Genomic DNA, 12,775 nt, shown 5'->3' on the forward strand with positions numbered 1-12,775 from the left:
TCCAAGACTGCCACGTGTTGAGAAATCAGGGGCGTGTTGTTGGTAATCTTGGATGTTGAGTCCAGCGGGTTAGACCGCGCCTGAATCCCACAACGAAAGAAGTGCACGGCACGTGTTCAATTCACTCTCCGACCGCCTGACATCCACCTTCAAGAACCTCCGCGGCAAGGGACGGCTTACCGAGGCCGATATCGACGGCACCGTACGTGAGATCCGCCGTGCCCTGCTGGACGCCGACGTCGCCGTCACCGTGGTCCGCGCCTTTGTCGCCCACGTCAAGGAACGCGCCCTGGGCGAGGAGGTCTCGGCCTCGCTGAACCCGGGCCAGCAGATCGTCAAGATCGTCAACGAGGAACTCGTGGCCATCCTGGGCGGGGAAACCCGCCGGCTGAACCTGGCCAAGAACCCTCCGACCGTGATCATGCTCGCGGGCCTGCAGGGCGCCGGCAAGACCACCCTGGCCGGAAAGCTGGCCAAGCACCTCAAGGCCCAGGGCCACACCCCGCTGCTCGTGGCCTGCGACCTCCAGCGCCCCAACGCCGTCAAGCAGCTGCAGGTCAACGGCGAACGCGCCGGCGTGCCGGTGTACGCGCCGCACCCGGGCGTTTCCTCCGAATTCGAGGCATCCACCGGGGACCCGGTGGCGGTTGCCCGCGACGGCGTCGCCGAGGCCCGCACCAAGCTCCACGACGTGGTCATCGTCGACACCGCCGGACGCCTGGGCATCGACGCCGAGATGATGCAGCAGGCCGCGGACATCCGCGCCGCCGTCAACCCCGACGAGGTCCTCTTCGTCATCGACGCGATGATCGGCCAGGACGCGGTCAACACCGCCCAGGCGTTCAACGACGGCGTCGGGGTGACCGGCGTGGTGCTCACCAAGCTCGACGGCGATGCCCGCGGCGGTGCCGCCCTGTCGGTGGCCTCGGTGACCGGCAAGCCCGTCATGTACGCCTCCACCGGCGAGAACCTCGACGACTTCGAGATCTTCCACCCGGACCGCATGGCCTCCCGCATCCTGGACATGGGCGACATCCTCACCCTGATCGAGCAGGCCGAGCAGAACTGGGACAAGGGCGAAGCCGAGCGGATGGCGAAGAAGTTCGCCGACCGCGAGGACTTCACGCTCGATGACTTCCTGGCCCAGATGGCCCAGATCCGCAAGATGGGCTCGATGAAGAAGATCCTGGGCATGATGCCCGGATCGCAGATCTCCCGCCAGCAGCTCGAGCAGTTCGACGAGTCGCAGATGGACCGCATCGAGGCCATCGTCCGCTCGATGACCCCGCACGAGCGTGTGGCGCCGAAGATCATCAACGGCTCGCGCCGCGCCCGCATCGCCAAGGGCTCGGGCGTGCACGTCTCCGAGGTCAACTCGATGCTCGAGCGCTTCGGCGAGGCACAGAAGATGATGAAGAAGCTCGCCTCCGGCGGAGCCATCCCGGGCATGCCCGGCGGCCGCGGCGGCGCCAAGAAGGGCGCCAAGGGCGGGAAGAAGAAGCCGGCGAAGTTCGGCAACCCGGCCAAGGCCGCGCAGCTTGCCGCAGCCGAGGCCAACAAGGCCAAGACGCCCTCAGGGGCGGCCTTCGGCGCCGGGCCCAAGGACTTCGACCCGTCGGAACTGAACCTGCCGAAGGGGTTTGAGAAGTTCCTTGGCAAGTAGCCCCCGGGAAAACCAGGGAGGCGGGCAGCCAGCCTGGCTGATCGCCTCCATGGCCCTGATCTTTGATGAGCCCACCGGGATCCAGTCCCACCGGCGCATCGAGGAAACCCTGCGCGCCCGCCACAGCATTTCCCTGCTGGCCGAGCCGGTTTCCTGGGGTGAGCACTCGGTCATCGAGATGGTGGTGGCGGTGAACCCCGAGGGGTTCATCGTCATGGCCGATGAAAACGGGGAGATTTCCTTCGGGCAGCAGATCGAGGGATTTGCGATCGCCCTGAAGCGGGGGACCGGCGCGCGCTGGGCAGACTTCGACGGCGTTGACGCCGAGAGCGGGGAGCCGGTCGGCGACGAGGCGCTCGAGCACCCGACCGGCGGGCGCTCGGTGCTGCTGGGTACCTTCAGGGAATCCGAGGTGGCGCTCTTCGCCGGGGCCACCAAAACCGCCTGGCACCACTTTTCCACCGAACACGGTGACGTGGCGGTGCACGAGGGCTACATGCCCGAGATCATGCTCTCGAAATCGGCCTTCCCGGCCATCATGCTTTCCCGTCTTGGCCCGCGCTTTTCCATGGTCTTCTGGTTCGAGGGCCAGAGCCGCAAGCTCCACGGCTACCCGGGCTTCGGGCACGGCTGGTCGGTTGCCGCCCAACCGGTGCTGGATACGGTTCCCGGCACCCAGGCGGCCGAGGTCTCCGAGTTCCTCACCCGCGAATGGCTCGCGCCGGATCTTGATTCCATCGCCCAGCTGTCCGAATACGGCATCGGCCAGGACGTGATCACCCAGTTAAACGAGGCATTGGGCGGCAGCGGGTCGGTCGAGAAGCTGCGCACGGTCCTGGAGGTCTTTGGCCGTTCCGGCTCCCTGGCCGACTACGTCGAGGAAGGCACGGTGCCCGAAACCGCCAGGCTGGTCGAGCCCCGCGGCCTGGGCGCGACCCTTGCCAAGACCATGGGCGCCGAGGCGCGCGAGGCCAAGGGCATCCGCAAGTTCTTCAACGTCCTGTCCTGGCGCCCGCGCACCCAGGTGACCTGGGGAGTGGTCCAGGCCCTGATTGCGGTGGCCCTGGTTTGGCTCACGGACTGGCAACAGCCCTGGCTGCCGTTTTGGGGCGTGGCCGTCATTGCTGCGCTGTGGGGGATCGATGCGCTGTCGAACATCGGCATCGGCGCCTGGCGCCTGGCCCGGGAGCGCCGCTCCGCGCGCTAGCGCCCCTGCCCCTGCCGCGAACCGGGCTGGTCTTCCCTTCGCGCGGCGGACCAACACGCCTTCCGTCCCGGCCCGTACCCTCCCGGAAACCGCGACCACGCGGCGGGCTGCAGGCGACTCGCCGCGCGGCCGAACCGTTTCGCCTCGGCCATGTCAAAACCCTTGTGCCCGTGCCCGAGTCTTGGTTTGCTCTTAAGCACAGGGTTCCCCGCAGACCCCGGGGAGGACCACTTCGTGGCGGACCCCATGGGGCAGCCGGGATGGCTGGGCGCCTGCGAGGCGCACCGGCATTCGACCGGATTGCCGGCCACGGACAACACCAACACGCAATCGCATCGACGCTGAAGACAACGGCATCGGCGCGAAGCATTTCGGCGCGCCCCGACAAAGCCGCCGGGCTTCGCAACTTCCAAGGTAGACATCGCACCCAAGGCCACGACCACTGGGAGGAATACCATGAGCGAGAACGATTTCCACACCAATTACCCGCCCGAGTCACCCTTGCGCGGACCGTCCACGCCGCAGGCGCCACCGGACTCAGTCGGCGACCCGCGCACCGAGCCGGCCCCGCGGGCGACCACCGAGACCGCGCCGCCAGGCGTCGGACCTTCCAGCGCCCCGGAAACCATGGAAACCCGGAACGGGTCCGGCGGCCCGGCCGACGGGGGCAAGGAGGCCGCCGGGCACCTGGGCGAGACGGCGCGCAGCGAGGCGAGGCAGGTGGCCCGTGACGTCAAGGCTCAGGGGGCCGGCCTGCTAGCCGACCTGGGCGACGACGTCCGTGACCAGGCCTCGACCCAGCAGCACCGGCTCGCCGTCACCCTGCGCCAGATCAGCGAGGAATTCGCCTGGATGCTCGAGGACCCGGGCTCCGAGGGGGTCGCCTCGAGCCTCGTCGAACGCGCCGCCGTGTACAGCGGAAACGCGGCCGACTGGCTGGACGAGCGCGAGCCCGGCGACCTGTTGGACGAAGCCAAGCGCTTTGCCCGGCAACGCCCGGGCACGTTTTTGGGACTCGCCCTCGGCGCGGGCCTGCTGGCGGGCCGCATGACCCGCAATGCAGGCGACGGGACGGCCGCGCGCCTCGGCGCGGACACCGTGTCAACATCCCGCGGCGTCCCCGGGACCGAACCGCGTCCGGCCACCCCCATGCCGCCCACGGTGAACCAGACGGTGGGGGCCGGCGGCGTCGGCGGAACCGGGAACAATCCGGGCCTTGACTACCCGCCCCCGGCGGGCCTTCGAGCGGAACAGGGATTTGGTGGATCATGAGCGAGCATTCCACACACACCGGAACACACCGCGCCACGGCACCCCCGCGCAATGACGGGACCACCGAGACATCCGGCGCCTCCCTCGGCGAGCTTTTTTCCGAGCTGAGCCGAAACGTGTCGGCTCTCGTGAGCCAGGAAGTCGAGCTGGCCAAGGCCGAACTCCGCGCGACCGCCCGCACGGCGGGCAAGGGAGCGGGAATGTACGCGGGCGCCGGCGTGGCCGGGCACTTCGTGCTGCTCTTCCTTTCCCTGGCCGCCGTGGCAGGCCTGGCAAACTGGATCGGCCTCGGCTATGCCGCACTGGTGATCGCCGCCCTTTGGGCAATCATCGCGGCCGTCTTGTTCGTCGCCGGCAGGAAACAGTTCAGGGACGTTGAAGGCCTGCAGCAGACCGGCGAAACCATCAAGGAAATACCCCGGACTTTCAACTCCAAGGAGGACACACCATGAACCGCGACCCAGACGCCATCCGCAACGACATCGAGACAACCCGCCTGGACCTTCGCGAGGACGTGGACGCCATTGCCGACAGGGTCTCGCCCTCCGGCATGGCGCGGCGGCAGAACCGGCGGACCAAGGAGGCCCTGCACCGTGTCCGGGAGTCCGTCATGGGGCCGGTGGAGTTATCGGACAGCAAGACCGGCGGGCCCACCGCCGGGCCCGGCGATATTTTGCACGAGGCACCGGAGCGCATCGCGGAGCGGACCCGCGGAAACCCCCTGGCCGCCGGAATGATCGCCTTCGGGGCGGGCATGTTGCTGGGCGGCATCTTCCCGGGCAGCGAGAAGGAACGGGAGATGGTCCACACGCTCAAGGAACGGGCCGAGCCGGTGACCGCGGAACTCGGTGACGCGGCCCGGCAGGTTGCCGAGGACCTCAAGGAACCGGTGCGGGAGGCCGTGGAAAACGTGAAGGCCTCGGCGCAGGCTTCGGCCGAGTCGCTCAAGGAGGAAGCCTCCGGCGAAGCCGGCCAGCCAATGGAAGGGCGCGGCGAATCCACGGAGGAATCCACCGCGTCCCGCCCGACGGGCACTGCGACGGGCTACCCGGTCACCGGGTCCCGCAATCCGGGGGAACGGCCCTGACCGGGTGCGGTGGCGGGGGAATGCCCCCGCCACCGCACCCGGGGAACCAACCAATCAACCAACCACTCAACCAAGGAGGAATCATGGCGACCTGCGACATGTGCGGCAACGACTACGACAAGACCTTCACGCTGACCCGCGGAGGGGAGACCCGGACCTTTGACAGCTTCGAGTGCGCCATCCACATGATGGCCCCGGCCTGCGCCCACTGCGGCTGCCGGATCCTGGGACATGGCCTGGAAAGCGACACAGGGATGTACTGCTGCGCCCACTGCGCCCGCGAGTCGGGCCACGCACAGGCCACCGACCGGGCCTAACCCGCGCCGGTGGCCGGTTCCGGGCTCAGGCACTGGCCAGGGACGATTCGCCCGCCGCCGCGACCTCGGCGGCCGGGACACCGCGCTCCAGGGCACTGCGGGTGATGGCATCGAGTGTCTCGAGGCGTTGTTTCAGCAGTGAGCGGGCGGCCGCAACGTCCTCCGCGGCCGCCCGGATCAGGTCCAGCTCGTGCATTGACTTGCCTTTCGTCGGTGGCTTCATGGTCGTGGTTCTTCTCATCGACTTGGCGGTGGGCGCGGTCATAGGCCAACAGCGCCGCCCGGGATACTCCCGCAGGCGGCGACAACGCCCAACCATAAGTTGCGCGCGCCGGACACCGAGGTCGTGGGGTACCTTGCCGGCGAGGCAATCCACTCCCATGTCGAGCGCTAGGCGCCGACCGGCCAGCCTCCGGTTCCGTAGCCGCGCTGCAGGATGGAATGCGGCATGTCCGGCGGCGTCGTGGTGCGAAATCCTTGGTATTCCTCGCATTGGCCGCACCAACATTCCACGTCCCATGCAGCGGGGGCCGAGCCCCGCCGCGGCACCGGCTTGACCTGTTCAAAGACCAGGTACTCGGCGCTCCTGCAGGTTCCGCAGGTCACCGGCGGGGCGTGGTGCCGTTGTGCCGAAAGAGTGATGGCCGCGGGCCGTTGGTTCCCTCGCGGCGACTGTGCAAGCAAATCTTGGGTTGTCATGGGCCCGATCCTCGAAGTACCGAAAAGGTGAAACGGATGACGTGTTTCCCGGGTCTGGAGAAACCACGTGCGACCGACGGAATTCACCGCCAGTCGATCGATAAATTGATTATGCACAAGACTCGTCGGCAAAAACAAGCAATTCGACACGCGCGGGTGCGGGGTGCGTACCTTGGCCGGAATGACGTCGAGGATATGTCGACCTCTTTCCGGCCGCCACGAGGCTGCGGAGGGCAGGCGGCGCCGCGTCCGGCTGCGGGTCCGGGGCTTGCCGCCCCGCAATTCATCGACCTTGCTTGGCCCCGGGCGGCAGCAGCAGGGCGAGCACCGCGCGGTCGGGTTGCCGCCGAAGATCGGCGACCTTGCCCTGCTCGAATAGGTCGATGACCCGCGGATCAACATAGGAATCCCGCGCTATCTCCGGGGTGTTGTGAAGCCAGTCGGCGGCCTCGTGGACGGCCATGGTCACTGCCTCGGGGGATGTCACTCCGGCACGCAGGGAACGGGACAACGACAGGGCGGCAACCGCGGTGCCCTGCCAGGTGCGAAAATCCTTGGCCGTGAAACCCTGGCCGGCGATCTCGCCAAGGTATTCGTTGACCTCGGTGTCGTTGACCCCGGTCCAGCGCTTCCTGCGCCCGTCGGGAACCGGATGGCAGATGGCCGGGCCGGAACGCGGGGTGCGGGGCAGGGAGGCGAAATAGCCGGCAAGCAACGCGTCGTCCACCGACACGTGCCAGGTGCCGTCTGACTTGCCCGCGAACTTCAGGTGCACCGAAGCGCGGGAACATTCCACGTGGCGCTTGAGCAGGGTGGTGGCGCCAAAGGAACCGTTCTCGCGGGCATAGGCGGCGCCGCCCACGCGCAGTGCCGCCCGGTCCATCAGCCGCACGGCCGCCGCCAGGGCCCGGCGTCGGGGATCGAGGGTTTGCCTGAGGTCACGGGTGACCCGGCGGCGGATTGCCGGCAGTCGCTGGGCAAAAGCCTGGGAGCGAAGATACTTTTCGTTCTCCCGCTCCTCGCGCCAGCGCGGATGGTAGATGTATTGGGTGCGTCCCGCGGCATCCACGCCGGTTGCCAGGATGTGTGCTTCCGGGGCGGAGGAGATCCACACGTCGGTCCAGGCCGGGGGGATGGCCAGTTCCCGGATGCGCTCGAGCAGCCACGGTGAACGGATGTGCCGCCCGTTGGCGCTGTGGTAGCTGAATCCGCGTCCTGCGACCCTGCGGCGGATGCCCCCGGTGCCCGGCTCGACGTGGTCGAGTCCGTGGTGCATCTAGATGATTAAGTCCTATTGAAAGTTAGTGGTCATAGGCGATCAGGGAGCGCTTTCGGGGTTCGTTGGTTTTCCAGTTGTTCCAGATTCCGGCCGAGAGTGCCAGGAGCTTTGAGGCGACGCGGGCGTGGATCCCGTCGAGGGTCCGTGCCCCGTGGTGTTCGAGCCCAAGCTGGCCCTTGAGGCTGTCGAAGACGGACTCGATCCACTGGCGGATGCCCCCGAACTTCCCGAACCTGGGCCTCTCGTCCTTGCGGTCCGGCCGCACCAGGTTGGCGCCGAGGTCCTCGGCGATGAACCGCTCGAAGTCCCGTCCGGCGAAGCCCTTGTCGGCGAGGATGACCTGTCCGTCGCGGACCAGATGGTGGTCGTGGCGCAGCAGGGCCTCGGTGACCTCGCGTTCCCCGAGTTTCGGGTTGGCCAGTCCCCAGATCACCGGCATCCCTTCCGGGGTGCTGATCAGGTACAGGCGGAAGCCCCAGAAGTAGCGCGAGTGCGAGGCGCAGTATCCGTAGCCGGCGTGCCCGGCAAGGTCGGAGCGCTTGACGGTTTCGCGGCTGGTGCCGCACGGAACCGGGGTCGAATCGAGCAGGCGGAGGATCTCGTGCCAGGATTCGGTGTCCCGGGCCAGGGCGGTGATGACCGCGGAGATCAGCGTTCCGGCGGCCCGGACGCGTTTGTTATAGCCGGATTGCTGCGGGATGCCGGGGAACATTTCCTGCAGGTGGGTGCGGGCGTAGCGGACCCACCGCGACTCCGAGGAATGCCCGTGGAGCAGGTGCTGCGCCACCACCAGGCACAATAGCTCGGCGTCGCCAAGGACGGCCTTTCGGCCGGGCCGCCCGGACCGGACATGGCCGAGGTCGGGCAGGACACGGTCGGTGAGAAAGACGTAGAGTGTGGTCAGGAGAGTGTTGAGTTTTGGGTTCACATACGAGGCTTAACACTCTCCGCACGATTTTAAAAGGCCTCCGGTCCAATATGGACCGGAGGCCGGTCTAATCCACGGCACCGATTAGGACTTATTCATCTAGGCGCCCTTGCGGGATTTCGAGGCAGTCTTCCTGCCCGCCGTCCCTGCCTTGGCGGATGTCTCGGTTGTGGTTGCGGCCGGCTTCTTTTTTGCTGCAGCCGTCTTCTTGGCGGGCGTCTTTTTCGGTGTCGCTTCCTTCGCTGCGTCGCCGCTTCGGCGCGCCGGGGTGTCGGGCTTCGCCGACCCCGACTTGCGGGCAATGCTGCGCTTCAACGCCTCCAACAAGTCGATCACGTCCCCGGACTCCGTGGTTTCCGCGTCGGTGCCGGTGGCGCCGAAGGTTTCCTCGGTGTCCAGGGAATCGCCCTTCTTGAGCTTTTCCTCGATCAGCGTGCGCAACTGGACCTGGTAGTCGTCCTCGAATTCCCCGGGGGAGAAGTCGGTGCTGTATTCCTTGACGAGCGTTGCCGACATCTTGAGTTCCTGCGCGGAAATCTTGCTGTTGGTCCGGGCCTCGGGGAAGTCGGCCTCCCGCACCTCGTCGGCCCAGAGCAGGCCCTGGAGCACCAGCACGTCCCCGCGGACCCTCATGGCGCCGAGGCGGGTCTTTTGCCGCAGCGCAAATTTCACCACTGCCGTTAGGTCAGTTTCCTCCAGGGTGCGGCGCAGCAGTGCGTAGGCCTTGGGAGATTTCGAATCGGGGACAAGATAGTAGCTGCGCTCGAGCATGATGGGATCGATCTGCTCGCTGGGCACAAATTGCACCACCTCGATCTCACGGCTTTTTTCCGCCGGCAGGGATTCCATTTCCTCGTCGGTGAGCACCACGGTCCGTTCTCCGTCGTCGAAGGCCTTGTTGATGCGCTCGTAGGGGATCTTCTTTCCGCACACCTCGCAGCTGCGCTGGTAGCGGATCCGTCCGCCGTCGGCATCGTGCACCTGGTGCAGTGAGACGTCGTGGTCGCTGGTTGCCCCGTAGGCCTTGACCGGCACGTTGACCAGCCCGAAGGCGATGGATCCGGTCCAGATAGCTCTCATGGTCCCAGTCAAGCACCGCGGGACGCGGCTGGCCAGAGAATGGGCTGGTCCCTGGGCTACTGGGACTCCTCGTGGTCCATGGCCTTGAGGTCGTTGGTCGCAGGTCCCTCGATCACGGTGCCCTCGGGGGTGAACCGCGAACCATGCAACGGGCAGTCCCAGGAAAGTTCCTCGTCGTTCCAGGTGAGGATGCCGCCCAGATGGGTGCACACTGCCGAGACGCGGCAGGTGCGCCCCTGAACGGTGGAGACCGCTACGGGGTGCAGGCCCTCGTGCACCACATGGCCCTCCGGATCCCCGGCGGCAGGTTGTCCTGCCGTGCCAGTTGAGGGTACTTCCTGGCCACTGTGCGGGGCGTTCTCGGTCAGCGCGTGCGCCCACCCGGTGACCAGTCCCTTGGCCACTCCGGCGTTGAACTTCCCGGCTTCTGCCAGCGCCGCGGCACCGGAGGCACGGTGGCCCAGCACCGCTCCCCAGGGGCTTTCGCCGCCCAGGATGGACGCGGCAAGGCGCAGTGCGGCGGCCACCGCATTGGTCATGCCCCATTTGTTGAATCCGGTGGCGACGTGGATCCGTCCGCCTCCGCGCGGCATCCGTCCCACGAAGGGCACGGCGTTGACCGAACGATAGTCCTGGGCGGACCAGGCGTGTGTGCGTTCGGCGACGGAAAAGTGCTCCCGGGCCCAGCGATCCAGCTCGAGTGCCGACCGGCTCGGTGACCCGGTGCCCACCGGGTGGCCGTTTCCTCCCACCAGCAGCACCTGCCTGCCGAGGTGGGTTGCGGTGCGCAGGGAGCGTCCGGGCTCATCGGCCGAGAGGTACATGCCCTCGGGAAAGGCTTCGGCGCCCGGGCGTGCCATGTAGGCGGAGAGGTACGAGCGGGAAGGTTCCAGCTTCGCGAAGTATCCGCCTCGATCGAGGACCGGCGTGCCGGTGGCCAGGATGAGGTTGTCGGCGCCCAGGGTTCCACGGCTGGTGGTGAGTTCCAGCGGTGCCGCAACGCCGGCCCCCGTTAGGCGTGCGTCCTCGAAGATCGCGACTCCGCGGCCGCGCAGGTCGGCGCAGAGCGCGACCAAAACGGCCACGGGGTCGAATTGCGTCTGGCCGGACAAGGTCAGTGCCCCGGCGACAGGAAAGGGCAGGCCGATTTCGGGGTTCTCGAGCAAGCGAACGTCGAGGCCGGCCTCGTGGCTGGCGACCGCCTCCGCCTCGAGCGTCCCGAGGCCGGCTTCCCCCAGTACGTAGGTGAACGCATCGCGGGTTTGGTGCTCGACGTCGTGTTCATCCAGGTAACTCCGGAGCCAGGCCAGCCCCTCGAGATTGCCTTCGACGTAGGCATGGGCTACTTCGGCAGGAAAGTTCCTGCGTACTTCCTGCAGGACGGTGCCTTGGAGGAGGCTGGCCTTGGCCGTGGTGTGGCCGGTGGTACCCGCTCCCACGAACCGGGATTCGAGGACCGCGACCCGCATGCCGACGCGACTCAGCAACAGGGCGCTGACCAATCCTGTCAGCCCGGCCCCTGCCACAACAACGTCGTAGTGTTCGCCGGGGACGAAGGTGTCAGTTTCGATTTGCGGCCGGGGATCGAGCCATATCGAGTCCATGGTTTGCTCCTTGGAGATTTCCGGATCGGCCCCTTGGTTGGCCGCTTCATGGTGGCGTCGCTGGCCGCCGAGTCTACGGGACCCTTGCGGCCATGGAAATGGTTTCGATACCGTCGTGGGACTGGTGCCAAAACGGCAACGCGCCAATGCCGTTGACCAGATGGACCGAGCCAGTCGCGCAGGTAAACGACGGGCAAAACGATGGTGAGCAACGAATGAAGCCACGACGTCGATCCGGTGCCCAGCGAGTGCCTGGTCGAGATTTTTCAAGCCTCCTTCACCGCCAACGGGTTGAGAAAATATTCACGTAGTACGGAGCGAGGGACGTTGATCGTGTAGGGCAAAGGATTAATTCGCTATACCGGCTAATAAGTTGGCTCAGTGGGTGACGGGTGCGGGTGCTGGCAGGCACAGTGAACGCATCCACAAGTCCGGAGACCCGAGAAGTGAAATTTTCTTGGCAGGGCCTCGTAGTCATACCAAAATAGCGTCTCTGAGGTGGGGGTTTTAGATCGTGCACCTACTCATCCTGCAACCGGCAGGAGAGAGCGCACAGAGCCCTCCGTGGAAGCATCCATTCATCGTGCAGTCGTGCCGACTAGCACCGGATCTCGCCGTTCAGCACACACGATGTACGGTTTTAAGTAAATTGAAGAACTTACGGCGTGGCGTGGGAAAAGACTTGCGGCGTTGTTATGTGGTCGTTACATTGGGTCATGTCATCCCGCTAGAACAGGGGTCGAAGACCGCAAGGAGAAAGTCATGTCAGATGAATACAACTCCGAACAGTTCGGAAACCAAGGAGACAACGAAGAGCAGAACCTGATGGGCGGGGAAGCCGATTCAGGCAACTTCGGCAACGACCAGGGCTCCGGTGAATCTTCGGAAGGCCAGTACGGCAACTCCGGTAGCAGCGAAGAGCAGTCGGGCGGTTTCGGTGGTGGCCAGGATTCGAGTGGCTCCTCTGAGGGTCAGTACGGCAACTCCAGCGGCAGCGAAGAGCAGTCCGGTGGTTTCGGTGGCGGCCAGGATTCGAGCGGTTCCTCGGAAGGCCAGTACGGCAACTCGGGTAGCAGCGAAGAGCAGTCCGGTGGTTTCGGTGGCGGCCAGGATTCGAGCGGTTCCTCGGAAGGTCAGTATGGCAATTCCGGTAGCAGCGAAGAGCAGTCCGAGTTTGGCGGAGAATCCCGACAGGGCGGCTTCGGAGGCGACGACAGCTAGGCTCCTTGCCCAATGTCGGCTTCAACCTAGTTGGTGAAGCGCAGTTCCGTTCGAGTGGACGGTGACTGCATCGGAAAGATGAAGTGAATGGGTGCGGATTCCGTTGGGATCCGCACCCATTTTCGTCGCTGTCTGCCTGCCCCTTCGGTCCTCGCCCGAGAGAAGACCCGTTGGGGGCGAGGCATTTTCATGGGGATCGAATATCGCGAGGTCTTGCATCACCGAATGCGCTCTCGGCCCCGTCGAAAAAAGAAATGCACTTTGTCGGGAAGGTGGAATCGGGGCCGCGCTCCGGGAGGGCCGACGACCTTTTCGACTGCACATGCACTTGATTCCAAAACGCATGGGGAACGCCAATTGGCCGATGCTGTTCCAAGCCCCGGCGCGGAACCGAATGCCGAAGGGACCCCGTGTACCG

At 66.1% G+C, this 12,775-nt stretch carries 13 protein-coding genes; 7 read left to right on the plus strand and 6 right to left on the minus strand.

Annotation, left to right across the window (positions count from 1 at the left end; translation table 11 throughout):
• Positions 1-112: 112 nt before the first annotated feature.
• The 6 genes from ffh to KRR55_RS17000 all read left to right on the plus strand — a co-directional run bounded on the left by ffh (position 113) and on the right by KRR55_RS17000 (position 5,546).
• On the plus strand, positions 113-1,663 hold the full coding sequence (gene ffh, locus KRR55_RS16975) for a signal recognition particle protein (RefSeq protein ID WP_217390488.1): 1,551 nt from the start codon (positions 113-115) through the stop codon (positions 1,661-1,663).
• Positions 1,653-2,870: a hypothetical protein gene (locus tag KRR55_RS16980; RefSeq protein WP_217390489.1), complete on the plus strand. Its 1,218-nt coding sequence runs from the start codon at positions 1,653-1,655 to the stop codon at positions 2,868-2,870. The genes ffh and KRR55_RS16980 overlap by 11 nt, the downstream gene beginning before the upstream one ends.
• A 456-nt stretch (positions 2,871-3,326) precedes the next feature.
• Positions 3,327-4,142, plus strand: a complete 816-nt coding sequence (locus KRR55_RS16985; RefSeq protein ID WP_217390490.1) for a hypothetical protein — start codon at positions 3,327-3,329, stop codon at positions 4,140-4,142.
• Positions 4,139-4,594, plus strand: a complete 456-nt coding sequence (locus tag KRR55_RS16990; protein ID WP_217390491.1) for a phage holin family protein — start codon at positions 4,139-4,141, stop codon at positions 4,592-4,594. Before KRR55_RS16985 ends, KRR55_RS16990 begins: the two co-directional genes overlap by 4 nt.
• On the plus strand, positions 4,591-5,229 hold the full coding sequence (locus KRR55_RS16995; RefSeq protein ID WP_217390492.1) for a DUF3618 domain-containing protein: 639 nt from the start codon (positions 4,591-4,593) through the stop codon (positions 5,227-5,229). The genes KRR55_RS16990 and KRR55_RS16995 overlap by 4 nt, the downstream gene beginning before the upstream one ends.
• Before the next feature lie 83 nt (positions 5,230-5,312).
• Positions 5,313-5,546, plus strand: a complete 234-nt coding sequence (locus KRR55_RS17000) for a hypothetical protein (RefSeq protein ID WP_217390493.1) — start codon at positions 5,313-5,315, stop codon at positions 5,544-5,546.
• A 25-nt stretch (positions 5,547-5,571) separates the two neighbouring features.
• Here KRR55_RS17000 and KRR55_RS17005 read toward each other — a convergent pair whose 3' ends face one another.
• The 6 genes from KRR55_RS17005 to KRR55_RS17030 form a co-directional block, all read right to left on the minus strand.
• Positions 5,572-5,769, minus strand: a complete 198-nt coding sequence (locus KRR55_RS17005) for a hypothetical protein (protein ID WP_217390494.1) — start codon at positions 5,767-5,769, stop codon at positions 5,572-5,574.
• 167 nt (positions 5,770-5,936) lie between these two features.
• Positions 5,937-6,245 (minus strand): hypothetical protein, encoded by a 309-nt coding sequence (locus KRR55_RS17010; protein ID WP_217390495.1) that lies wholly within the window; start codon positions 6,243-6,245, stop codon positions 5,937-5,939.
• 283 nt (positions 6,246-6,528) lie between these two features.
• On the minus strand, positions 6,529-7,521 hold the full coding sequence (locus tag KRR55_RS17015) for a DNA topoisomerase IB (protein ID WP_217390496.1): 993 nt from the start codon (positions 7,519-7,521) through the stop codon (positions 6,529-6,531).
• Positions 7,522-7,546: 25 nt separating this feature from the next.
• Positions 7,547-8,452 (minus strand): IS982 family transposase, encoded by a 906-nt coding sequence (locus tag KRR55_RS17020; RefSeq protein ID WP_217390497.1) that lies wholly within the window; start codon positions 8,450-8,452, stop codon positions 7,547-7,549.
• Between the two features lie 99 nt (positions 8,453-8,551).
• Positions 8,552-9,532 carry a non-homologous end joining protein Ku gene (ku, locus tag KRR55_RS17025; RefSeq protein ID WP_217390498.1) on the minus strand — a complete coding sequence of 327 codons (981 nt, stop codon included), beginning with the start codon at positions 9,530-9,532 and terminating at the stop codon, positions 8,552-8,554.
• Positions 9,533-9,588: 56 nt separating this feature from the next.
• A complete protein-coding gene (locus tag KRR55_RS17030) occupies positions 9,589-11,136 on the minus strand; it encodes an FAD-dependent oxidoreductase (RefSeq protein ID WP_217390499.1) in 1,548 nt (515 codons plus the stop codon).
• Positions 11,137-11,898: 762 nt separating this feature from the next.
• Between KRR55_RS17030 and KRR55_RS17035 the strand changes: the two genes are divergently transcribed.
• A complete protein-coding gene (locus tag KRR55_RS17035; RefSeq protein ID WP_217390500.1) occupies positions 11,899-12,357 on the plus strand; it encodes a hypothetical protein in 459 nt (152 codons plus the stop codon).
• The last annotated feature ends 418 nt before the right edge of the window (positions 12,358-12,775 follow it).

Origin of the sequence: Paeniglutamicibacter quisquiliarum (genome assembly GCF_019084045.1) — a bacterium.
GTDB lineage: Bacteria > Actinomycetota > Actinomycetes > Actinomycetales > Micrococcaceae > Paeniglutamicibacter > Paeniglutamicibacter quisquiliarum.